Annotated in this window: 18 protein-coding genes and 1 pseudogene; 9 read left to right on the forward strand and 10 right to left on the reverse strand. The window is 56.1% G+C overall.

Annotated features, from left to right (window positions below; all coding sequences use genetic code 11):
- Window positions 1–110: 110 nt before the first annotated feature.
- The 7 genes from JK213_RS07600 to JK213_RS07630 all read left to right on the forward strand — a co-directional run bounded on the left by JK213_RS07600 (window position 111) and on the right by JK213_RS07630 (window position 7207).
- On the forward strand, window positions 111–320 hold the full coding sequence (locus JK213_RS07600) for a hypothetical protein (RefSeq protein ID WP_211571331.1): 210 nt from the start codon (window positions 111–113) through the stop codon (window positions 318–320).
- Complete coding sequence (locus JK213_RS07605; RefSeq protein ID WP_194263453.1) at window positions 317–808, forward strand: hypothetical protein; 492 nt, start codon at window positions 317–319, stop codon at window positions 806–808. The genes JK213_RS07600 and JK213_RS07605 overlap by 4 nt, the downstream gene beginning before the upstream one ends.
- Window positions 805–2361 (forward strand): cryptochrome/photolyase family protein, encoded by a 1557-nt coding sequence (locus JK213_RS07610; RefSeq protein ID WP_194263452.1) that lies wholly within the window; start codon window positions 805–807, stop codon window positions 2359–2361. Before JK213_RS07605 ends, JK213_RS07610 begins: the two co-directional genes overlap by 4 nt.
- Window positions 2358–2894 (forward strand): 2'-5' RNA ligase family protein, encoded by a 537-nt coding sequence (locus tag JK213_RS07615; RefSeq protein ID WP_194263451.1) that lies wholly within the window; start codon window positions 2358–2360, stop codon window positions 2892–2894. Before JK213_RS07610 ends, JK213_RS07615 begins: the two co-directional genes overlap by 4 nt.
- 102 nt (window positions 2895–2996) lie before the next feature.
- Window positions 2997–4550, forward strand: coding sequence for an MFS transporter (locus JK213_RS07620; protein WP_194263450.1), 1554 nt, complete (start codon window positions 2997–2999; stop codon window positions 4548–4550).
- Between the two features lie 51 nt (window positions 4551–4601).
- The gene (locus JK213_RS07625; RefSeq protein WP_194263449.1) at window positions 4602–5780 is read left to right on the forward strand and encodes an HlyD family secretion protein; all 1179 of its coding nucleotides are present in this window, start codon (window positions 4602–4604) and stop codon (window positions 5778–5780) included.
- On the forward strand, window positions 5777–7207 hold the full coding sequence (locus JK213_RS07630) for an efflux transporter outer membrane subunit (RefSeq protein ID WP_194263448.1): 1431 nt from the start codon (window positions 5777–5779) through the stop codon (window positions 7205–7207). The genes JK213_RS07625 and JK213_RS07630 overlap by 4 nt, the downstream gene beginning before the upstream one ends.
- Window positions 7208–7296: 89 nt before the next feature.
- Here JK213_RS07630 and JK213_RS07635 read toward each other — a convergent pair whose 3' ends face one another.
- From JK213_RS07635 to JK213_RS07650, 4 genes are all read right to left on the reverse strand, one after another.
- Entirely contained in the window at window positions 7297–7467 is a 171-nt protein-coding gene (locus JK213_RS07635) for a hypothetical protein (RefSeq protein ID WP_194263447.1), read from the reverse strand.
- A gap of 337 nt (window positions 7468–7804) precedes the next feature.
- Window positions 7805–9814: a phosphocholine-specific phospholipase C gene (locus tag JK213_RS07640; protein ID WP_194263446.1), complete on the reverse strand. Its 2010-nt coding sequence runs from the start codon at window positions 9812–9814 to the stop codon at window positions 7805–7807.
- A gap of 29 nt (window positions 9815–9843) precedes the next feature.
- Window positions 9844–12234: a TonB-dependent receptor gene (locus JK213_RS07645; protein ID WP_194263445.1), complete on the reverse strand. Its 2391-nt coding sequence runs from the start codon at window positions 12232–12234 to the stop codon at window positions 9844–9846.
- 668 nt (window positions 12235–12902) lie between these two features.
- Window positions 12903–13508, reverse strand: coding sequence for a DUF1826 domain-containing protein (locus JK213_RS07650; protein WP_194263444.1), 606 nt, complete (start codon window positions 13506–13508; stop codon window positions 12903–12905).
- Window positions 13509–13601: 93 nt separating this feature from the next.
- Between JK213_RS07650 and zigA the strand changes: the two genes are divergently transcribed.
- Window positions 13602–14804 (forward strand): zinc metallochaperone GTPase ZigA, encoded by a 1203-nt coding sequence (gene zigA, locus JK213_RS07655; RefSeq protein WP_194263443.1) that lies wholly within the window; start codon window positions 13602–13604, stop codon window positions 14802–14804.
- A gap of 23 nt (window positions 14805–14827) precedes the next feature.
- Here zigA and JK213_RS07660 read toward each other — a convergent pair.
- The 6 genes and pseudogenes from JK213_RS07660 to JK213_RS07685 form a co-directional block, all read right to left on the reverse strand.
- Window positions 14828–15465: pseudogene (locus JK213_RS07660) on the reverse strand (IS5 family transposase).
- Window positions 15466–15542: 77 nt separating this feature from the next.
- Window positions 15543–16811, reverse strand: coding sequence for an acyl-CoA dehydrogenase family protein (locus tag JK213_RS07665; protein WP_194263442.1), 1269 nt, complete (start codon window positions 16809–16811; stop codon window positions 15543–15545).
- 28 nt (window positions 16812–16839) lie between these two features.
- Complete coding sequence (locus JK213_RS07670) at window positions 16840–18120, reverse strand: MFS transporter (protein ID WP_194263441.1); 1281 nt, start codon at window positions 18118–18120, stop codon at window positions 16840–16842.
- 5 nt (window positions 18121–18125) lie between these two features.
- A complete protein-coding gene (locus JK213_RS07675; RefSeq protein ID WP_194263440.1) occupies window positions 18126–19145 on the reverse strand; it encodes an ABC transporter substrate-binding protein in 1020 nt (339 codons plus the stop codon).
- The gene (locus JK213_RS07680) at window positions 19142–20218 is read right to left on the reverse strand and encodes an amidohydrolase family protein (protein ID WP_211571332.1); all 1077 of its coding nucleotides are present in this window, start codon (window positions 20216–20218) and stop codon (window positions 19142–19144) included. Before JK213_RS07680 ends, JK213_RS07675 begins: the two co-directional genes overlap by 4 nt.
- Window positions 20219–20232: 14 nt before the next feature.
- Entirely contained in the window at window positions 20233–22557 is a 2325-nt protein-coding gene (locus JK213_RS07685) for a TonB-dependent receptor (protein ID WP_194262565.1), read from the reverse strand.
- Between the two features lie 230 nt (window positions 22558–22787).
- Between JK213_RS07685 and JK213_RS07690 the strand changes: the two genes are divergently transcribed.
- Window positions 22788–24269: a PLP-dependent aminotransferase family protein gene (locus JK213_RS07690; RefSeq protein WP_194262564.1), complete on the forward strand. Its 1482-nt coding sequence runs from the start codon at window positions 22788–22790 to the stop codon at window positions 24267–24269.
- Window positions 24270–24272: the final 3 nt, after the last annotated feature.

The following is a 24272-nucleotide window of genomic DNA, read 5'->3' on the forward strand; positions in this document are numbered from 1 at the left end:
CCCGATATGACCGCTGCGCTCATACATTCATGTCCGCAATCCACATCGCAGCAAGCGTCATCTTCTACCTCAAAGAATGAGTCCTGAGCCTAGGTCGCAATCCGACGGTGATGCGCACAATGCTCGTAACGGCGGCTCTTGGCCCTGTATCCTGTGTGGTGGACTACAAAGCCACTCCCAAACGTTTCACTCCAGGCTGGGAACTCGTCTTCTCCCGTTCGGATATGGCGCTCATCTACCTCTCGATGGTCATCGGCATGTTCGGCGGTAGTCTCGGAAAATCATCGTCTTACAGGAAGACCGAAGGCAAAGGAGCATGACACCTCGGATCTATCATGGCGAGGAAGCTCAGGCGGAACGTACACCTCTTGAAGGAGGTCTGCTGGGATGGCTTGCCATTCTGATGCTGGCCGTCCTCCTGCTCTGTACTCGCCTCACCTCCGGGAAAATCCGGTCTTTCGTTTTCCATCTGGCACGGATCTGGATTGCAGGTCTGTTCTGTTTTTTTGCTGGCGTCCATCGTGGGGCAAGTTTTTACAACCCTGAAGGGCCGCGTCTGTCTGACCCGCTGATTTTCCTGAGCATGCATTTCGGAGGGCTGGGGTTAGCGCTTCTGCCCTCGCGCACGGCATGGCGGATTGCGCCAGCCGGAATGCTTCTGACGCTCGGTGGAGACGTTTTTCTGGCCCGTCAGGACCGGCTTCCCCGTTTCTTTCTACGCCTGCGGCCGTTCCAGCTTCTGGTCGCGACAGCACTGATTGCTCTTCTTGGCTCGGCAGCACGCAATAACGTCGAGGCCCGGGGGTGACATTGCTGATCCCTGTTCTCGGAGACCAGCTTTCGCCCTCTCTTGCCAGTCTGCAGAACGTGGACCGAAAGACGTCCGTGGTGCTTCTCATGGAGGTCTGGGACGAAGCGACCTATGTCCGGCACCATAAGAAGAAGATAGCATTCATATTTTCTGCCATGCGTCACTTTGCCGATGATCTGCGAGCGAAGGGCTGGACGGTCGATTATGTCACACTCGACGCGCCGGAAAATACGCACGGTTTCACAGGCGAGGTTGTGCGTGCAGCGAAAAGGCACCGCGCCACGCGTATCCGGACAGTCACAGGCTCCGAATATCGTGTCTGTCAGCTCCAGCAGGAATGGGGTAAAAAAGCTGGCATTCCCTGCGACATTCTTGAGGATGACCGGTTCATCTGCTCGCGGGACGAATTCGAGCATTGGGCCAAAGACCGCAGAACGCTGCGCATGGAGTATTTCTACCGCGAAATGCGCCTGAAAACGGGTCTGTTGATGAATGCTGACGGCACACCGGCGGGCGGTCAGTGGAATTTCGATCATGACAACCGCGAAAAACCTGCCGGCCGCCTGAATTATCCTTCTCCAGAGCGTTTCAATCTTGATGACACGACCACAGATGTCCTGAAACTCGTGCAGCATCGCTTCGGTGACCATTTCGGAGAGCTGCAGCCTTTCGCGCTTCCTGTCACACGGCATCAGGCCCTGAAGGCACTTGAAGCATTTGTAAGCACCTCCCTTCCCGACTTCGGGCGCTATCAGGACGCCATGATGACGGGGCAGGACTATCTTTATCACAGCAGTCTCTCCCTTTGTCTCAATACGGGGCTACTGACTCCGCTCGAGGTCTGCACAGCAGCAGCCGAGGCTTACAAGCAGGGCGACGCCCCCATCAATTCGGTCGAAGGTTTCATTCGCCAGATCATTGGCTGGCGAGAATATATGCGCGGAATGTACTGGCGCGACATACCCCGGTTTGCATCCCGGAATGAACTGGCCGCTCGCAGACCTCTGCCTGGGTTTTTCTGGACGGGCCAGACAGACATGAACGGTCTGGCCCAGAGTATCGACCAGACAAAACGAGAAGCATACGCCCACCATATCCAGCGCCTGATGGTTCTGGGCAATTTTGCCCTTCTGGCTGGTCTAAATCCGCAAGAAGTCTCGGACTGGTTTCTCGTTGTGTATTTCGATGCCTTCGAATGGGTTGAACTCCCCAATGTCATTGGCATGAGCCAGTTTGCGGATGGCGGGAAGATCGCGTCCAAACCGTATGTAGGTTCAGGCGCCTATATCAACCGCATGTCGGATTACTGCGGGAAATGCCGGTTTAATGTCGGGCGCAAAACAGGCTCCGAGGCGTGCCCCTTCAACGCTCTTTACTGGGACTTTCTGGCACGGCACGAAACAGGGTTTTCTCACAACATGCGCATGAAAAACATGTACGCAACGTGGCACCGTTTCAGCAGGGAAAGACAGCAGGAGTATCGCTCGAGTGCATCTGCTTTTCTCGAAACCCTGACTCCGGCGGCACCGGGCTGGGCGCGTAAAGCGTGAGTCAATCTCTGTCCGAAAAACAGGACGCGCCCCTGATCCTGACCCTTGAGTTGGAACAGTCCATGCAGGACTGGGCGCAGTCCATGCGGGACCGCCATTTTCCCCAAGACCGCAATATCGTCCCTGCGCATATCACGCTTTTCCACGCCCTGCCTGCAGACTATGCAGACACCCTCCTGACGCATTTGACCGGATATCAACGGGCGCCCTGCGTCACAATCGAGGCGCCATTTCTGCTGGGACGGGGTGTGGCTTATCGTATCCTGTCCCCTGAGATCAAAGCCGTCCGGGAAGAAATTGCCGACCTTGTTCCGCCAGAACGCCGTACGGCACAGGATCGCGCGCGATGGCACCCCCATCTGACCATCCAGAACAAGGTTACTCCCCAGAAAGCCCGAGAGCTTCTGGAAAATCTCTTACCGGCATACAGGCCTGTCAGAACCTATGGAGCGGCCCTTCGCCTGTGGCGATATCTTGGCGGACCTTGGGAACTTCTCGTCCGAACACCTTTTACACCACGCAGCCATTCTTAAATTTTTCCTTATGCCGGGAATTGCTGAATCTGGTCTAAAATGCTTTGACTGTGCTTGCATGACCCGAGGAATGATGCACTTTTTTCCTGCCCGATCATCTGCATGACGCCACAGCAAAGGTCATTGTTCGGGCTTGCCGGCATCATCGCCCTCTCTTTCGCTACAGAACTGAACGAACAGGTCTCAGCTCAGGCGCTTCCCGATATCGCGGGTGCTCTGGGGTTGAGTCTGGACTCCCAGCGCTGGTTCTCGAGCTTGTACATTACCGCCGAAATCATCGGGATGTCGGTCTCACCCTGGCTTGCCGTAACACTGACTTTGCGACGGTTTTCGTTTTTTGTAGCGCTTCTCGCTGTCCTGTCGTCCAGCCTTATTCCGTTCACCTCCACCCTGTCCCTACTCTACATCCTGCGTGTTTTTCAGGGGCTGGCAGGAGGATTCACTGTTCCTCTTCTCATGACCATCGCCTTGCGGGTTCTCGCGCCGCCCATACGGCTTTACGGTCTGGCCGCATATGCCCTGACCGCAACGTTCTTTCCCAATCTCAGCATGGCATTCGCCGGATTATGGACGGATCTCGTGGACTGGCGTTTCGTCTTCTGGCAGTCGATTCCGCTCTGCACCCTGTCTTTCCTGCTGCTGTGGTACGGCATGCCGGTCGATCCGCCAAAACATGAGCGGTTTTGGAAGTTCGACTGGAAAGGTTTCCTTCTGATCGTCTTTGGAATGGGCTCTTTCTCGATCATGCTCCAGATGGGCGACTGGATGGACTGGTTCAACAGTCCTTTTATCTGCGTGCTCGGGCTGACAAGCCTCGTCTGTATTCCGCTTTTCGTTCTGAACGAGTGGTTTCACCCACTTCCACTGTTCAGGTTCCAGCTGCTTGGTCGCCGCAACTTCGCCTACGGCGCCACCACCCTACTGACCTTTGTAGTCATTTCTCTTTCCTCATCCACGTTGCCAGCATCCTTTTTGCAATCCGCCGCTGGTTATCGTCCGGAACAGATCTATCCTGTCACACTGGAAATCGCGGCCATACAACTCGTCATGCTTCCTCTGATGGCGGTCGTTCTGAACAAAACCTGGGTAGATTCCCGCATTGTCAGCTTTATCGGCATGGCCTGCATTCTGACGGCCTGCATCGGCGATTTCTTCCTCACCTCGAACTGGAACCGTGACCAGTTCTATCTTTGGCAGGCGTTACAGGGCATTGGCAACGCGATGATTGTCATGCCTCTGCTGATGATGTCCACCAACACACTCGATCCTTCGGAGGGACCATTTGCCTCTGCCATGGTCAACACACCGCGGGCGGTTGCAGAAGCCGTAGGCATCTGGTTGCTTCAACTCATGCACCGCGAACGAGGCTCGCTTCACTCTGATCGGATTGCTGACCACCTCGGGCAGGTTCGTTACAGCCTCGTGCAGGGCACAAACCCTGTTCTGCAACGGCCTGCTCCTCTCACGCCCTCCGGCCAGGCTGCCTCTCCCGGCAGTATGGCCGCCTTGCATGCCCAGATGGCCCGACAGACCGCAACGCTGACGTTCAGCGATGACTGGGTCGTGCTCGCCGGTCTCGTGGTTTTCCTGATGATCTGGGTTTGCGTCCTTCCCGTTCGAACCTATCCCCCCCGTATCGTGTTTCAGTCGAAATAACTCCCGAAGCCATCCTGCCATACGGCAGGACACGAAAGGAATTGCCGCAGGATGGCAGACCAGCATGACAAGTCTTCCCAGGATCCTCGCGAAGAGGAACAGAAAAAAAAGCAGGATCGCAAACACCAAATCATTACCCGCTGGCTGTTTATTGGTGGGGGCCTTGTCATCCTCATCTTCATCGCTGTCGTTCTGGCCATTATTTTTGTACCCAACCGCCATGTCTGGACCGACGATGCCTATGTGACAGCCCATTATACCGTCGTCGCCCCCCGGATCGCCGGACAGGTAATCGCTGTCGATGTCACAGACAACCAGCCCGTGAAAGCCGGACAGGTTCTTGTCGAACTGGACCCCCACGATTACCAGACCACGCTGGACCAGAGCCGTGCGACGCTTGCCCGGGACGAAGCACTCGTGCAGGACGCCGCAGCCAGCGTGTCACGCCAGCCCTCCATTATCGATGAAAATGTCGGGGAAGCCGCCCGCATCCGTGCCCAGCTCGTTTTTGCCCGTCAGAATGACCAGCGATATACCAACCTGGCCCGTACGGGTGCCGGTTCGACGCAGGAACATCAGCAGTCCGCAGCGAGCCTGCGCGAAATGGAGGCAACACTCCAGTCCCTTGAAGCACGCATTGCCGCCGCACGCGCCCAAATCCCTGTCCTTCAGGCCCGACACAAATCTGCACTGGCGACCGTGGAGATGGACCGTGCCCATGTCCGTCAGGCCGAGCTGAACCTGTCCTATACCAAAGTCCGCGCGCTGGAAGACGGTATGATCGGCGAACGCAGCGTCCAGACCGGAAATTATGTTGCTCCAGGTGCCGCTCTTATGGCGCTCGTCCCGCTCGACCAGATCTGGATCCGCGCCAACTACCGTGAGCTCGCGCTCCGTCACATGCGTCCGGGTCAACCTGTTAAAATCCATGTCGATGCCTATGACATGACTCTGGACGGGATTGTGGACAGCATTCCCCCTGCCTCGGGCGCTGTCTTCGCCCCCATTGCGCCGGAAAACGCGACCGGAAACTTCACCAAGATCGTCCAGCGCCTGCCGGTCAAGATTATCCTTGCGCCGAACCAGCCGCTGGCCCGTCTGCTGCGTCTTGGCTTTTCCGTAGAGACCACGGTGGATACCAACCTCGACAATGTCACCGTCGAACAGCTTCAAAGCCCGAAAAGCGTTACGACTTCCCTATCCTCTCCAACATTTGCTGCGGCGCCATGAAGCGCCGTTCCATTTCCGCATTGCTGACCGGAAGCCTTGTGCTTTCGGCCTGCACCATGGGGCCGGACTTTCATCGCCCGACCATGAATACTCCCGCCAGTTGGGGGCCTGAACCCCAGAGTGCCAGTCAGACCTATGCGGGTGCTGTCGACACGCACTGGTGGCAAAATTTCCATGATCCCGAACTGACCAGCCTCACCAGCCGGCTCGGAAAACAGAACCTCAGTCTGCAGATCGCCGCAGAGCGCATCAGCGAAGCCCGATCGCAGATGAAAGCTGCCGCATCCGCGGGCCTACCACAGGCCAACTGGTCCGGCTCCTACGCCTATCGCCAGCTTAGTTCTGAAGGTATTTTTTCGCTCGCGGAACCACGCCCCGGTTCGAGCATGAATTTCAATCTTTACGAAAACGTTCTGAGCACCAGTTGGGATCTGGATCTGTTCGGTACCATTCGCCGTAGTGTCGAAGCGCAACGTGCAAATGAAACAGCTATGCTCGCGGCCCGCCGCGCTACAGCGCTCGCTGCGGTGAGCGACCTGGCGACAAGCTACATGCAACTGCGTGGCGTGCAACAGCAGCAAGCCATTCTCCAATCAAATATCGCACTGGCCCGACGCAGCCTGAATCTGGTGAAAGATCGTTTCGCCAATGGCGTTGCCACGACTCTGGACGTCTCACAGGCCTCTGCACAGCTTGCCAGCATGAACGCTGATTTACCGGGACTTGAAAACTCCGAAGCAGCTCTCATCAATGCTATTGGCCTGCTTCTGGCAGAGCCCCCCCGCGCCCTTGAGGCCGAACTGAGGCCATCCTCTGTCCAGCCGCCCCTCCCGGCCCGCGTTCCCGTGGGTTTTCCATCAGATCTGACACGTCGCCGTCCGGACATCCTTGAGGCGGAAGCGCGTCTCCATGCTGCGACCGCAGAAGTCGGTGTGGCGACGGCGGCCTTTTATCCGGACATCACGCTCGCCGGGAATATGGGAACGGAGTCCTTTTCCGCTGCCGATTTCTTTTCACTGCCAGCAAAGCAGTTCAGCGTTGGTCCTACCCTCAATATTCCTGTTTTCGAAGGTGGACGGCTGATCTCAACGCTTCAATTCCGCAAGTCCGCGCAACGTGAAGCCATCCTGAGCTGGCACAACACGGTTTTGAATGCCTGGCGCGAAGTCGACGATGCCATGACGGCCTATGCGAAAGCACAGTCGACTTATAATCTGACGCAACAAGCACTTCTTCAGAACAAGACTGCCTTCCACGCCGCACAAGAGCGTTACCAGCAAGGCGCAACGGATTATCTAAACGTCGTGGCAACACAGGCAGCTCTGCTTTCCAGCCAGTCTGCTCTTTCCATTAGCCAGACCCGAACTGAGACCGCACTTGTTGCCCTCTACCGCGCACTGGGTGGAGGTTGGCAGTATGCCGAATAAACCTAGATCACGTTGACAAAAGGACTGAGCCAGCACCTTGCGGCGGCGATATTGAGGAAACGCATGAAGGACAGGGCGATTTTGTCGTATCAGATCGTGATGTGGCGCGTCTGCTTGAGATGGTTGATCATCCGCTTGATGCGGTTGTGGTCTCTGTAACGCCGCCATTCTGTTTTCTTTAAAGCCCTGTGACCTTTGCCTGATGGAATGACCCTCAGGATCCGGTGAATCAGCAGATCCTGACGGAAACCGAATTTCATTTACCGTAGTGCGCTCTGGCAGCAGAAGTGAACCGATCATCGCCCATTCCTAAGCCGTCAGATTGCTTCGTCGCATGCTCGCTTCAGCGTACCGTCTGCGTTGAATCTGGCACCAAGTCAGAACTCAGACTGGTCGTATAGACCTTTTGTTAACGTAATCCAATAGTCTGTTAGCAAACTGTGATCAGCTTTGGGTATGTGACCCAGAACAAGATAGTTCTGCCTCTTAAAAATAAACTCCCACAGAAAGAAAAGTAATGGCAGCTTCAGATAGTACGTATCGTTAGGATATTTTTTTGGATTGGATAAGATTTATCCAAATTTTGTTACGTTATTATTATAAATGGGGCTCAGTCAGACCCGGTCGGCCGGTTTCGATATGTCCTGACAGTTGCAGCACTATGTTGGTCCGTTGAGTCGATAGAATCTCCAGATCGTACCAGTATGAAGCTGGGACAATATCCCATTGGATTGTTTTGATTTCTGCAGGGGTCAGAGAAACCGTGCGGAGGCTGGCAGCATGTTTTTCGTTAATATGAAAAGTCTGGGCCTTGGACGTTGTATTACGAAGACATAAAAGTATTGCGCCTAATTTATGATCATATTGAAGCGTCGTCTCAGGAAATTCTTTCCCTCTCAAGTAACGATAGAAGCCATTGGGACCGTGAACTGTGATCGCTTCCATATCGGAAGGTTTTACAGGAACAAGGAGGCTTGTTCGGGCATCGACGGTATAATGTCGGGCGGTACCGTTGGTACGAACCCGAAAAACGGCGCCCTGGGAACCAGTATTTGTCAGTTTAAGGGTATCTGGCATCAGAAAATCAGCGTGCAAATCATAAGGTAATGCACGGGCCGGACGTTGGCCTGCCTCCTGTCGGGGCAGTTTCTGGACTGTCGGGACGACCGGATGGGGAAGCACGCAGGAGCGTCGCGTTTCGGGGAGATAGTCGTCCGTGTTCGGGAGGCTTGCGGTCCATGTCCGGTCTGTCTGCGCGAAGTCGAACACGGATGTCAGGTCGCCGCAGACGCTGCGACGCCACGGTGTAATGTTCGGGCATTTAACGCCAAAACGTGCTTCAAGAAAGCGCAGAACGGAGGTGTGATCGAACACCTGCGAATTGACCCAGCCGCCTTTTGTCCAGGGCGAAACGATGATGGCGGGGACGCGTGGGCCCAGTCCGACCGGAACATCGTGATAGGACTCTCCCTGCGTTGAGACGGTCCCGCCGCCCTGCTCCGGCGTCAGTGCAGGGACCGGAGCAGGAACATGGTCGAAGAACCCGTCATTTTCATCATAATTGAGAATGAAGACAGTGCGTGACCAGACGTCGGGATGGCGGACGAAGACGTCCATGAGCTGGGAAATGAGATGTTCGCCGTAGCCGGGTGGGGCGTTGGGGTGTTCGCTCAATGCTGTGGGCGGGACGATCCATGAGACCTGCGGCAGGCGTCCTTCCGAGATGTCGCGTTCGAATTCGGCGACGAGATAACGGCCTTCGGTCGTGTGCATATCGGCTTCGGTGGAGCCGGGAACGATCTGTCGTGCGCGGCGATACTGCCAGGATGCCGGGTCGAGGTTGCGAAACTGCGCGAAGGACGCCAGCGGGTTGTCGCCGAAATTGTCGTATTCCTGATAAACGCGCCAGGACACACCGGCGTCCTGAAGTTTTTCTGGATAGGTGTCCCAGCGAAAGGGCGTGAAATCGGGGTGGTCATGGGCCATATCGGCCGACCAGTTCCCGTCATCCACATTCTCAACGGCCTGCTTGCCAGAATGGCCAACGGCCAGACCGCTCGTTCCGGAAAACAGGAAGAGACGATTGGGATTTGTCGGGCCGAAAATGGAGGCGTGATAGGCGTCGCAGATCGTGAAGGCGTCAGCGAGGGCGTAATAATACGGGATTTCAGCGCGTGTGAAATGACCCATGGTCATGGGCCCCTTGTGGGAGATCCATGTGTTCCAGTCGTTCCATGCGGCTTGGGTGCCTTTCCAGCTGTGATCGAGACTGGCGAGACAGGCGCTGGACGTATGGGCCGTGTTGAACAGGAACGGGAGGACAGTGCCTCCCGTTCCGTCCGGCTGGGCAAAGACGCTGCTGCCGTCCGGCAGGCGTTCGGCGCGGGGGTCTGCGTAGCCGCGAACTCCCTGAAGACAGCCGAAATAGTGATCGAAAGACCGGTTTTCCTGCATCAGGATGACGATATGTTCCACGTCCTGAATCGTGCCTGTAACGGTATGCGGCGCGATGGCGAGGGCACGCTTCAGGTTCTCCGGCAGGAGGGCCGCCGCCGCAGTGGCGGAACCGAACCGGAGAAACTGTCGACGGCTGGGGGAACGTGGCATCAGGGCGTCATCCGTAAAGAGGTCAGCGATCAGAAGAAGTGCTTGCGCAGGGTGAAGAACACCATGCGGGGGGCACCGGCCTGAAGGGTCTGGAGGCTGCCGGTCGGGTCGCTGACGGCAAAGCCCGTGCTGCCGACGGTGGCGACATAGCGTTTGTCGAACAGGTTGGTGACGTTGATCTGGGCGTCCAGACCATGCAGCACCCAGTTATGGCTGTGGAAGCGATAGCCGACATTCAGGTTGAAAATGTCGTTCGGCTTGATCCACTGGTCGTTCGTATAGGTGTAGGTTCTGCGGCCCTGATACTGCATGCCGACATTGCCCCAGATCGAGCCGTCGTCGTAGCTGAGCTGTACGTTGGCCAGATTGCGCGGCATGGCGACAACGCTTTTGCCCTTGGTCGCGTATGTCACACCGCCGGTCGTCAGGTTATCGTCATAGGTGGACTGGTTGTAGGCGTAGGAGGCGTAAATCGACCAGTTATCGGTGAAATGGTAGTTGAAGGCAGCGTCGATGCCGCGTGCCGTGACACCGCCAACATTGCTCAGGATGCTGGCATAGCCCTGAACGTTCGTTCCGCTGGACACGGGCGAGATGGAAGCCAGGCGGTTTTCGAACTCGATGTAATAACCGGTCAGAGACGCCTGAATGCGGTGGTCGTGGTAGCGGTAGCCGATTTCTTCGCTGTAGGACATTTCAGGATGCAGCGAATTCTTGGCTGCTGCATACGCTGCGGTCGTCATTGCAAACGGACTGGTGGCGCCAGTCGTGGAGTTGTCGAAGGCCGCCATGTTCCGGGCGAAATCGGCGAAAATTTCGTTATGACGGTTGATGCGGTAATTGCCGCCAAGCTGCGGCAGGAAGCCGTTGGCTGACGTAATGGACCCTCCGGCATAGGTGTTGGCGACCGGGGTGCCCATATAGTTGCCTTCAAGCTGGCGGGCATGATTGTCAACGACCAGCGATTTAAAGCCGTAATTCAGCTTGAAGGCCGGAGTGATCTGCCAAGTGTCCTGAAGGTGGAACTGGTATGTCTTGGTATTGAACGCGCTCTGCCACTGTGTTGCGAACGGATTGTTGCGGAACCAGTGGACTGAACTGCCAGTATAGCCGCTTTCGCTCAGCGGATAAAAACGGCGAGCCTGCTCGAAGTCGTTGTTTTCGAACCAAAAACCGCCATCAATTGTGTGGTTGGCGATCTTGTAAGTCAGGCCGCCGATAAAGCCTTCGCGGTGGATGTCATATTCGGTTGTGCGAACGGAAATGGGCGAGCCGCCGAGTGAGTCAGGCGTGGGTTCGTAGGGCGTTGCGTAAATGCCTTCGCCGGTATTGGTATGACCGTAAACCGTGGCATAGCCCTTGAGGCGGCTGGTAATGCCGAAGTCCAGCCGTCCATAACCCAGCGCGTCCTGACGCAGACCAGCGGAGTTGTAATAGGACTGGTCCTGATTGGTGATCCCCTGCGGGAAAGCCGTGCCGTTCTGGTAGGCCCGGGCGATCTGCTTGGCCAGTCCGTAGTCGTTGGTAATGTTATCGACGTTGTAGCCGCGGGTATGGATCAGTTGCAGGGACAGATCCTGATAATCATTTTCCGCGCGCTGGCTGTAATCGCCGAACAGGGTCAGCTTGACCTTCTCACCCAGCGGCTGGATGAACTTGGCGTTTGCCTGCTGCTGCTGCTGGATGCCGTCGCCTTTCCACTTGTTGGCATCCTGATAATCATAAGAGACGTAAAGCCGTCCGCCGCCCGGCAGCGTGCCGGAATTGACGCGGGCGAATGTGCGCCAAGTGCCGTAGGACCCGACCGTTCCGGCAACGTCCACACCATATTTCGTGGTGGGATCAATGGACGTGAATTCAAGTGCGCCACCAAGATCGTTCGAAGCGGCAACGCCAACTGATCCTGCCCCCTGGGCGAGCGTTGCGGGGCCGTTGTTTTCGGTTTGCAGGGCGCGGCCGATCGACAGGCCGTTATCGTTGCCATAGGCGAGATTGCCGAGCGGAATTCCATCCATCGTGAAGCCCAGACGGCTCTGGTCGAAGCCACGGATGATGATCTGCTGCGACCATTCGTAAGCACCCAACGGGTCTGAAGACGTGAACATGACGCCGGGAAGTTTCGAGAGCGTCTTCAGAGGGCTGGTCCCGGGGGCGACTTCCTGTAGCGCCAGACGAGAAAGCGTCTGGGTTTCACGCGAAGCACCCGAGCCGAGAACGACAATGGATTCTGATTTGTTGGAAACGGTGGCTTCAGGCGCGGCGCTTTTTTTAGCGGCAGGCTTCTGAGGGGCCGTCCGGGGTGTCCTGTGCTGGGATGTGTCTCCGTGGGGGGATGTTTTTGCAGGGACCGGAGTTGCATGGGCACTGTAGAAGACCAACGAACTCAGACAGGTGGTGAGCAGGACACCATTCTTTTTCATTTCGCGTTTTCCCGGCATCAAGAAAATAAAATCTGGGCAGTGATAACGCGGCGAACATTATGTTCGCGTATCTGTGATGTCGTGTAATAGTTTCATGAAAGATATGTTTCATAAATATTGCACATTTATAAATTTATAATTATGAAATACCATAAGATTTTAATTTATAATTCTGCTTTATTGGAGATTTTTCTTCTCATAGTTAGCGGCTCGGCCCAGTACGAGGCATCTCTCAGAGCCTGTGAGGTGTTGAATGGCGCAGAGAAGTGTAGAGTTTTTTGTAAGTAATATGATGCTGTCTGTATTTTCTGATGATGCATGATCGGTCTGTGAACCTCCATGTGAGGCAGTTCATCCGGACAGCAAAATCCCGTCTCGGACTCTGCAACAGACCATATCAGCGATTTTCTCGCGCCACCAAAACCGGGACGAAATGACGATCCAATCCTCTGAACTCGCTCCTTGGTAGGCGACAGCTCAACTCTCCTCTGTTAGGCACAAGGCGGCGTCCGGCAGGTTCTATTCCAACAGTTGAAAAGTCAGGATCCTGCTTTGGACACGAGCTTTTCGACGCACGGACATTCGAGTTCATCACAAGAAGGCAAGAATGATCGTGAAGCAGTTGGCCGATCATGTAGGCCCGACCAGCTTTCTATCGTCAGTACCAGTCAGGCGACCATATCGAACGCGGCGTCCCCACAGGCATTCGCTTCGTCGATTGTCAGAAGCAGCCGGACACGCTCCGACACCGGGCGGAATGAAAGAGGGGGTGAGCGATGGAGAATTTTCTCCGCCTCGTCCCAGCCTGGAAAATGCTTCCCCTTGAGGAAAACGACTGCCCCTGTCGGAGCCTCCTGCACAGTCTGTCCCTCATCAGCAGTCCACTGAACGCCCGGCCCGACATAAGCCCGAAGCAGCCGCAGATCCACACAGTCCACGTGGAATTTCCGGCAACTGTCCGTGGTGATTTTCTCCAGCCGGACACGCAGGTTCCGGTGTCCGGACACCGCACTGTAAACTTCCGCAAGCTCAAGCATGTCCGGAATCAGAAGCCGCGCAGACTCCGGACAATGCGGAGCAAGCTGCGCGGCCATTTCCGACAGAGCCCCCTTTGCCATGAGCAGACGCGGCCCCGTCACAAGATAGGCTGACGCTGCCGCCGTCAGAGCTGGTGACACGACCATCGGGTGCATCTCAAGGCTGCGATGCGCAGACAGGATGCCACTGAACGGCAACTGGCGCTCCAGACGGCGGCGTGTCGGACAGACAGACATCGCAGACAATATCCCTTATTATTTGATATGTTATATCATATCAAATAATGAAGGCGGATCAACCCGCTGCAACGTCCCAAGGATCTCCTCCACATGTCGGATACCCGATTGCCCGTGACTGTCCTTTCCGGTTTTCTGGGGGCCGGCAAGACAACGCTTCTCAATCATGTCCTCAATAACCGTGCAGGGCTGAAAGTTGCCGTCATCGTCAATGACATGAGCGATGTGAATATTGATGCGGATCTCGTTCGCAACGGGGGCAGCAACCTCTCGCGAACAGACGAAAAACTGGTCGAAATGACCAACGGATGCATCTGCTGCACTTTGCGCGACGACCTTCTGACAGAAGTGGACCGGCTGGCGCAGGAAAAGCGGTTTGATTATCTCCTGATCGAGTCCACCGGCATTGCCGAGCCTCTCCCTGTGGCCGCAACCTTTGAATTCCGCGATGAGGACGGGCGCAGCCTGAGCGATATCGCGCGCCTCGATACGATGGTGACGGTCGTGGATGCGGTGAACCTTCTCCGGGACTATGGCTCGACCGATTTTCTGCGGGACAGGGGTGAAGTCGCGGGAGAGGACGACGAACGCGCGCTCGTGGATCTTTTCGTCGATCAGATCGAGTTTGCGGATGTCATCATCCTCAACAAGATGGATACGGCCTCGCCTGAACAGGCCGAGGCGGCCCGACTGATCATCCGCTCCCTGAACGCCGATGCAAAGCTCATCGAAACACGCCAGAGCCAGGTTGCGCCGGGCCAGATCCTGAATGCGGGTCTTTTCGACTTCGACAGAGCACACCAACACCCGACCTGGTTCCGGGAACTGCACGGTCATGCCGAACATCGCCCCGAGACTGAGGAATATGGCATTACCAGCTTCGTCTACCGGGCCAAACGCCCCTTCAATCCGAAAGCTTTCGCCGCGTTCATCGAACAGTCATGGGAGGGTGTCGTCCGGGTCAAAGGCTATTTCTGGCTCGCAACTCGACCGGACTGGGTTGGCGACCTGAGCATCGCAGGTGCTCTGGCCCGCCATCAGGCTGCGGGACGCTGGTGGGCCAGCGTTCCCCACCAGAACTGGCCGGACGACGCGGCATGGCGCACCACACTCGCAGGCTACTGGGACGACGTTTACGGAGACCGCCGTCAGGAACTCGTCTTCATAGGCGCAGGAATGGACGAAGCGGCCATCCGCGCAGCTCTGGACGATTGCCTTGTCCCGCCCTCACAGGACGAGGTGTTCATGCCCTGGCATTACGATCATCTCGCGGATCCTTTTCCACACTGGGAATAAATAAAAGTTTCTAGGTTCAGGACTCATAGCCAGAACATGACGGTTGCAGCGAGGCAGATGGCTGAGAGGGAGACGGTCGGGCATCTGTCATAGCGTGTTGCGACCCGTCTCCAGTCTTTGAACCTGCCGAACATGATCTTGATACCTTTCTCCTCCAGGGCCTCCCTGGACCAGTCAGCGTCATAGCCCCGATCTACCAGCATCCATTCGGCTGTTAGGAGACTGTCCAGAAGGGCAGCGGCACCGGTATAATCACTGATCTGACCTGCGGTCATGAAGAAGTTCAGTGGACGCCCGTTCGGTGACGGCATGCAACCTCGTATTCATCCCGCCTTTAGTCCGCCCGCTCAGACGGCCTGAACCCCCTTGATTAACCGCAGGCTCGAAGCTGTGCGATGTGCCTTGAGATAGGTCGCATCAATCATGATCGTCTGAGGCTCCGCCTTGTCAGTGGCCAATCCGTCGATCATGCGAATGAATGTCCCCATAGCACTCCAGCGCTTCCAGCGGTTGTAGAGCGTCTTGTGTGGACCGTACTCCCGGGGTGCATCAGGTCAGCACAGACCATTTCGGTTCACAAAAATGATCCCGCTCAACACACGACGGTCATCAACGAGAGGTTTGCCATGGCTCTTCGGGAAAAGGGCCGCAGACGATCCATCTGCTCGTCCGGCAGCCAATACAGATCACTCCTCTTCAGTCTCCTCAGGGAGCCTGAATTACATCCTGCCGTCCAGATCAATGCGTCCTGGGCCTAAAATGCGTTGGGAAAACCAGCGATGTTCCATGCAATGTGTGCTGCCCGATAACGCGACGGGCCAGAACTTCCGGATCATGCGACGACAGAGTGCGAACATCGCGCCAGTACTGATCGAAATCGGCTGCCCATGCCGTTCCCCGACCTCCTGCGAGTTCAAAAATACGCGGCGTGATCTCAAGAGCAGTCCGGGATGCAAAAGTCCGGAGCGAGAGTGTCTCAAGGGCGATTTTGCTACGTTCATCGTCCGTCAGTTCACGGCGACGCTCCCACCCGGCCTGAACTGTCTGGATGGTGGTGTCGAAATAGGCGCGCGCAGCCCGGGCTTCTACCCAATACTGACCGAATTCTGCCTGTATGAACGGATCGTCTGCGGATACCGTGGCACCGGCAAACGTGCCCTGACGTCGACCGCTCAAAGTATACTTCCGCACGCGCTCCAGTGCTCCCAGCGTTCGTCCGATAAAAACAGCCGAATAAAAGATGGCTCCAAAACTTGCCCAAAGCGGCAGAGGCCCAGTCTGACCAGAGCCATGGGACCAGTGGAGAACTTCTTCGGGTAGAATTCTAACATTATCGAATTCAATCGTTCCGGAATCAGCCCCGCGCAAACCAATAGGATTCCAGTCATCGTGAAACGTCAGACCCTCACGATTGGTCGGAATGACTGAATAGATATAGCGGTCGCGATCAGGATGAATGGCAAGAACAGTCGTGATTTCTGCCAGCGGAGCACCTGTATTCCATTTCTTGATGCCGCTGATTGTGAAGCCGCCTTCAGGATGATGTTGGGCCACGAAGTCCTTGTTCACATATTGCGTCACATTCCCCCAAAGCCAGCGTGACTGCGTTGAGCGTTTTACGAAATCAGCATTTTTATCCGTATAGTCGGCAAGTAACGGCACGAGTGAATTATAGAAGTGAAATCCAAGAAGCGCTGCTGTGGAGCCGTCAACTTTGGCAATTTCCAGCACGCTCTGAGCCGCGTCCTGCAATGTCCCGCCGCCGCCACCAAGCGCTTTTGGATAGAGCAGACTTACCAACCCGCTCTCACGCAGGCGGCGGATCTGGTCGACAGGTCGCTGCCCGTCATGATCCCGGTCAATGGCACCCGCCTGAAACTCCGCAGCAAGTCCACGGGCGCGTGCAACCCAATCTTCAGGATAGGTTTCGACTATTTTGGGACGTGTCGCAGCAACAAGGGCATTCCGCGCCGCAGCAACCGGAAACAGAGTATTGATGGTGTTCATGGTGTCCAAGCCTTGATGATATGAAGGATCAGGATGCGCGGGTACGGAAGGTGTGCAGGGTCAGGCCAATCCAGAAGATTGCTGCCAGAGCATAGAAAGCCGGACCGACCAGAATGGCGTTGGCCAGCCCGAAACGGTCCGACAGCAATCCGAGGAGCCATGGAGCGATCAATCCGGAGATTCCCCCGGCAACCATTGCGCCGAACGACCCCGAAATCGTTCGAAGCGATACCGGCACGGTCTCGATCAGCAATGTCGTCAGGCTGCCAGCCGTTGCCCCGAACGTCGTAATCGCAAGCAGGCAGAAGACTTCGCACAACGGCAAACTGGAGGTCGTGAAGGCAACGAGGAACAGGGACGCAGCCATCAACGCACTGACGGCAAGGGAAGCGGCAATTCCCCAGACCCGATCAGCCAGAAAACGTCCGGTCAACCATCCCCCGAGAGGCCCTGCTGGCAAAGTGGCGATGAGAACCAGAAATGCAAAACGCGTGGCCTGAAGGTTATCCAGCCCATGCGCCCGGTGCAGAAAGGCCGGCAACCACATCTGTGCCGTCATCATACCCGAGAAAAACAGGCATAACGCCGCCAGATGCGTCACATATGGACCAATTTTCAGGACGGAAAGCTGATGCTTCCACCCCGCTGGGACTTTTCCAGTCACGATATGCCCATCGGCATGGCCGGGCGTCGGCTCAGACACCAGCAGGAGTAGAAAGGCCAGAGCAAGCCCCGAAAGCCCCGTCAGCAAAAAGGCCTCATGCCAGTTTGCGTGGGCTGCGATCCAGCCTCCAACCCCGAAGGCCAGAGCGGACCCCAGTTTGTTTCGCAGCATGAACAGGGAGAAGACAAAGTTCCGCTCACGCCGGTCGTAGAGATCTGCCAGCCATCCGGGGGCAATTCCCTGATAGGCAGCGATGCCGAAATTTGTCAGCGTGCGCCACAACACCAGTGTTGCCAGGCCAGACGCCAAGGCACTCCCCGCAGAGGCAAGGCTCCAAAGAATAATTGATCCAACCAGAACGCTCTTTCGGCTGAACCGTGATGCCAGTGCAGCAAATAACGGCGCCCCGACGACGCCCGCAACCGTCGAGACGGACGCAACGCTTCCAAAAGCCGCATCTGACAGATGAAGATCCGCTTTTATCGGGGTCAGAAGCCCGGCAAGGATCATGCCATCCATGGCGCAGGTTGTTCCCGTCGCCAGCAGGAGGGCAAGTGCCCATCCGCGCGATGCGCGGGCAGAAGGGCCAGCTGTCGACATGGCGGCTCCAGTCTCGGCGGAGAGGATCAATGATGCGTCGGACATGGCGGTTAGACCTTCACGGTCCGGGCCTGCCGCTGACGATGAAGCGCCGTGGCATCGACAAGAATGGAACGGTCAATCCAGCTTTCCAGATCGAAATCATGTTCGATCAGGCGGTGTCGCAGGAGGAATTCCTTCTGGGCCGCCAGAGACGCGACGTAGTCATCGTTCAGCTCAAGACGGACACCTTGAGGAATATTTTCATAGACTGCCGCCAGACCTTCAGGGGCCTGCCCCAGATCACCGGCCAAGGTCCGGATAGCTTCCAACGGAGCCTGCGCGGCCCGTTCCGACGCTTCAATCAGACGCTCAACAATCCGGACCACAAAATCACGGCGTTCCTCAAGAAGCGGCTGACTGACAACCAGACCTCGCAGGACGGACGGATGCACACGCGAGACCCTGTCTGGCGCAAGGCGTGTGTCATAAACCACGTTAAGCTGCGGATAAAAGCCGCCGTCAGGGGGGATAGAGGACGCGACTGCATCTACTTCTCCGCTCTCAAGTGCTTCCAATCCCTTGTGAAAGAGCGAGAGCAGAAAGCTGCCCTTTACGGCGCCGGGATAAAAACGCGGGAGGTAAACACGCTCCACATCATCAAGAGATAACCCGACTGATTGCAGGGCCGTCTGATAGATTTTGAGCTGTTGGGCGACCATCAGATCGAACGGGCTGTCCGGATTATGGAAGACCGCAACGCGACGTCCTTTCAGGGACGCAGGGCTGGCGATCCCCTTGCTATGAAGAGACAGGACAGGATAACGGCCTTCAAGGAAAGCAAGGCCCACGACCTTGCAGGCAACCCCCAGACTACGCTTCCACAACGCTGGTGCATGACCGGCATTGCGCAGCCACAGGCGGTCTGCGGCCTCATATTTCAGTTTGGGTGAAAACCCGACAGACGTGAATTCGAAATCCACATCGGGCTCATCGCGAAACTCTTCCTGCAAAAGCCCCTGTGCCTGTGCAAGCGCCGTGATGGTCGGAACGGAGGGGCAACGGGTATAGTGAACAACAGGGCGCGTCATGGTGCAGTATCCTTGAAAGCCGTCAGATGTGCGGGAAGGCTGCCATGGCGGGAGAGAAGCGAGAGGGCGTTGGAAGAGAGCACGGCGCGCTGACTGTCCGGATCGGTGGAGGTAGCGGCACGGACACGCTCAAGGGTGGGTCTGACGTCTGGCAGGGGTGCGTAATCGGAGCCAAAGACGACCCGTTCCGAACCCAGAACACGGATCGCTGCAGCCACCGCAGCACTTCCACTCCCCGCCGCACCGGTGTCCAACCAGATCTGACGAAAGTGATGGCGTAATGAGCCGACCTGAATGCGGGGAGACACTTCCGCCTGTTCTGCGGCCAATGCTCCCAGCCCACTGCCTCCAAGCATCGCAATCTGAAGCGTGACGTCAGGAAACGGATCCAGAAAATCCGTGAACGCCAGAGTTGCTATGGCCGAAGCAAAGTGAAAGCCGTTGTCGATGACCCAGCGGATCGCTTCGTTATCCTCATAGAGGATATTGGGCGGCTGCCCTGCGATGACGGGATTGGCGAACCCTGTATGCAGATAGATATGGCTGCGATGGGCCTGAGCCACCTCGAACAACGGCCTGAACTGCTCTGCGGACGCACGGGAAAAAAAACCATTCACCGGCAATACACCGCCAATCAGACCAAGTTTCTCATGGGCTCTCGCCAGTTCGCGGGCAGACCATGCAAGATCGCTGGTGCTCAGTGCGGCGACTGCGCTGAAACGATCGGGATGCAGCCGAACTAGAGACGATGTCTCGTCATTCCATGCAGTCCAGAGATTGAGCGTTTCCGAGGCCGGCAGAGCAGCATCAACGCCAAGAGTGGTCGGCCAGGACAGAAGCTGGTGCGCTATGCCTGCCTCATCCAGATGGGCAAGGCGCTTTTTGACGTCTGTCCATTGTGGGCCAAGGGGAAATGCGCCGCCTTTCCCCGCTCCAGCCCCGGTCCGCCAGATGGCAAGCCCCTCCCCCTGCTGTCCGATGCGTGGCGCTTCCTTACGCTTGCCCAGAATATCGAGGGTCGAAGGGGCAAACCAATGGGCATGAAGATCAATGACCGGAAAAGACTGAACCATGAAGATTCCCCTTCTCAAAAGAAATCTACGCGCGCGGACAGTAGGAACATCCGCGGAGCGCTGTATTGATATGTGAAAGTCTGGCTTGTTGCGGAGTACGGAAGAACCTGAACGACGTACCGGTTACCGGTAATGTTCGAGACAATCCCACTTAGCTCCCAACGACTGTTCCATGGTCGAAAGGACGCATGCACATCTCCGAGCCAGACGGCCGATTGCTGCAAAGCGGAGGCTTTTTCATTTGAAACGAGGTAAAAATAGTGCCCCGTGTAGTTCCAGCGTGTTCCGACCGAGCCATCACCAATGCGGGTATGGTAGCTGTAATCGACGGAGATATTGGCCGTCTGGTGCGGAGCACGGGCAAATTCATTGCCTGTCAGATCCGTTGCGCCTGTCGGGGCCGTAAAGTTCGTAAACTTCGTGCGCAGGATACCGACATTTCCGGATACGGTCAGATCGTTCAGAGGACGGGCCTGAAACGCGAACTCTCCACCGTAGGAAATACCCGATGCTGCATTCGTCAATGAAATGATGGTCGATTTCGTTGCAGCGTCAGTAGCCGTCCAGGAAACCTGGATGTTGTCATACTTGGAATAAAAACCATCTGCGCTCAGGGTCAGGCGTTTGTTAAACCAGCTTCCCTTATAGCCGCCTTCATAGGACGACAGGGTTTCCGGATTGACAGGCGCGGCCTTCTGGAGCGGCGCTCCCCCGCGATTGACCGGATTGGGGGTAATCTGCGTGTTGAACAGCCCGGAGCGATAACCATCGGCAATCCGGACATAAAGCATCTGGTTTTTTCCGAGCAGAACCTGCGGCTCGACTTCGTAGCTGACATTCGACCAGCTCCGCCCACCATGGTAGCTGTCAATCCCGGCAAGCGGGGAGACGACGCTTCCCGCATTCCACCAGTTTGCAGGGTTGGACGAGAACGAAACTGGTGACAGCCCCTGCCTGCTCTCCAGATCCAGATGAAGATAATCATGCGTCCAGCGGACACCGCCTGCGATCTGGAACCATTTATTGACGTGGATCGTCGTGTTGCCAAAAATCGCAACGCTATCGGTTGTCTGCGTGTAGTTTGTTCCTGAATATCCCGGTTGACCAATAATCGCCGGTGTCGTCACCGCCCCCGGTGGAAGCGTTACGCTTGCATTCGCATCATTCAGATTTTCATGAAAGTAATAAGCCCCGGCAATCCAGGAAATACGTTTGTGTGCATCGGATGCCAGCCGAAACTCCTGACTGACCTGTGTCGGGTGCAGTTTGTCATAGGACCGGCTGAACTCCTGAGGTGTGTAATCCCCGTCCCCCGAAAGGCGACGCTGGGCATTTTCGAACGCCGTTATCGACGTCAGTGCGAGCCCTGCCCCCGGACGCCATGTGGTGTGCAGTGAGGCCCCCTCTGAAACAAGCGCCTGCCGGCCGTTGACATTGGTGTTCGTCAGGTCACGGCTGCCGGTTTTCAGAGGGGAATAAACCGAAGTCCCGGGCGCGCTGTAATATGGAACATTCGTGCCTTGCATGTCCCGCACATGCAGGTTGAGCAGGAACTCCAGCCTCTCGCTCGGACGCCAGAGCGTTTGGAAACGGGTTGCGAAATCGCCAAAATTTCCAACGCGCTTGTCAGTCTGCTGGTTATGAGCCCAGCCATCGGAGTTTTCGTAGCGTACGGACAGACGCGTTGCGAGTTCGTGCTTGATAATCGGCGTGTTCAGAACCAGTTCGCCACGCTTTTGTCCATAATTCCCGAAATCGACCTGTGCATGCCCGTCATTGCGGAATGTCGGGCGCAGAGAGGTAAACTGAATTGCACCTGCCGTAGCGTTTTTCCCCCAGAGCGTGCCCTGCGGCCCGTTCAGAACGGCCACCTGCGCCTGATCAAACAATGGAAATCCCTGAAAAGCGAGGCTGTTCAGGTAAACATCATCAGCATAGAGCGCGACGGCGCCCACTGCATTATTGGCGACATTCCCGTTGCCAACGCCTCGGATGTAATACCGGGGACGCAAACGACCATCGAAATTATACCCCAGTGCATTCGGGGCAAAAGCAGCGACGTCCGCTGCACTGTCCAGATGCTGGCGCGCAATCGTTTCTGCACTGATCGCCGTAATGGTCGCAGGGACTTTCTGAATATCCTGCGAACGACGGTTTGCTGTAACGATAATTGTCTCCAGCCCCGCCGGCCGCCTTACCGAAGCAACCTGCTTCCTGGCGTGTGTGTATCCGACAGCTTTGTCCTTGTGAGGTAAATCACTGGCATGGCCCGATACCGTGGACACGCCTATGGCAACAGTTACGAAGGCCAGCGTCTGCCCGCAAAGTGCCGATGCCATGCTCCATTTGCCTCGGCACGCGCAGCTCTGCGCGCCTGAAAACAGGGAGGACACGGTACGAACTGTAGCGTAACGGACGAGACCAACCACAACGTGAGCTTTCTTGCTATACGACAAAACGAAGTGATAGGGTGAAATCAATATATCACGATAGGTACAGATCATATTGTTTTTATGGGTACAGATATAACTTAATTATATAGTTATATTTAGGCTCTGGAGAAAATCCCATGGTGATGTTCTTGCCATTTCTGGACCGCCAATCGGACGAAAGCCTTCAGAAACAGATCGTCCGACAGATGGTGAGCGCCATCACAAATGGCACATTACGGCCAGGGGAAGCTCTTGCAGGAATACGGGAATGCGCCACGAACTGGGGGGTCTCACGCAACACCGTCATGCACGCGCTGGAGCATCTGGAGGCTGAAGGCTATGTGGAAAAGCGCCCTTCACAGGGGACTTATGTCCATCGCACACCACCGCGGGATGCAGACGCAGTCACGAACATGATTGGTGTTACCGAGGTCGGCGAGGCTGCCCATCTTAAAGTCGAGCCTCTGCACAATCGGGCCTTCGCAAGTCAAAACAACAAAAATAATGCGTTGATTGATTCCCCCACGACAATCAGCCTCGGGTTCGGAAACGATCAGCCCGTCTACCGATCGCTCGAATGGAAACGGACCCTGCAAAAACTGTTCCATTATGAGAACTGGAAACGTGGTGGCCAGTATCAGTCCAATGCCGGCCTACCGTTTCTTCGCGCAACCCTTGCCCGATGGCTGACGGCCCGCCACGGCGTCTCGGTAGATGAGAGGCAGGTCATTATCGTTGCCGGTCTTCAGCAGGCTCATTCTCTGGTCGCTCAGGCCCTGCTTGCCCCTGGCATGAACGTGGCCCTGGAAGACCCATGCTATATCGGGAAGAGGCTTCTGTATGAGAAACTTGGCCTTCATATCCTGAACCTTCCGGTGGACGAAAAAGGCGCCAAACTTTCTGGCGTGACGTTCGATGATGTGCGGCTCATCTGCGTTAATCCGGGTTGTCAGGTGCCGACAAATGCATCTTTGTCTCTCCCCCGCAGACGCAAACTGGTGATGCTGGCCGCTCAAACCCAGACGCCAATTTTTGAAGAATCAATGTTCGATCTGCTGATGTTGGAGGGAAAATCCACCCCCTCCCTTCTGTCCCTTTCTGGCGGGCAGAATGTCATACATGCCGGCCTCTTCGCCCCGGCGCTGGGGGGCGGCATGATGCTCGGATACATGGTTGTTCCATGGCCCCTCTTACCTTCCATACTCGACGCCAAATTGATCCTGGATAATGGATTGCCGTGGCTTGAGCAGGAAGCTCTGGCACGGTTTATTGATTCCGGTGATCTGGATGATTTTCTCAAACGCCGACGGATGTCCCTGATGAGGCGTCAGGAGCATCTTGTCAGCGCCATGACGCATCAATGGGGTAATTTTTCTATTTTCAACGCCAGTCAGGCACCAAGAATGAGCTGGTTTCTTCCTGGCCCCGTTTTCGACAGCGCGACATACATAAATAATGCCCGGAAACTAAATCTCCATATTCCTGGAGATTATCCTTTCCACTCCAATTCCCCCACAAGCATCCCCAATCTTGATCGGCTCATTTCTCATGGGTATGGCGAACTGGCGGAGAATGATATCGAAAAGGCTGTGCAACGCATGACACAGTCCAATATTTGATCT

It is taken from the genome of Gluconobacter sp. Dm-44, assembly GCF_018256175.1.
Taxonomy (GTDB): Bacteria; Pseudomonadota; Alphaproteobacteria; order Acetobacterales; family Acetobacteraceae; genus Gluconobacter; species Gluconobacter cadivus.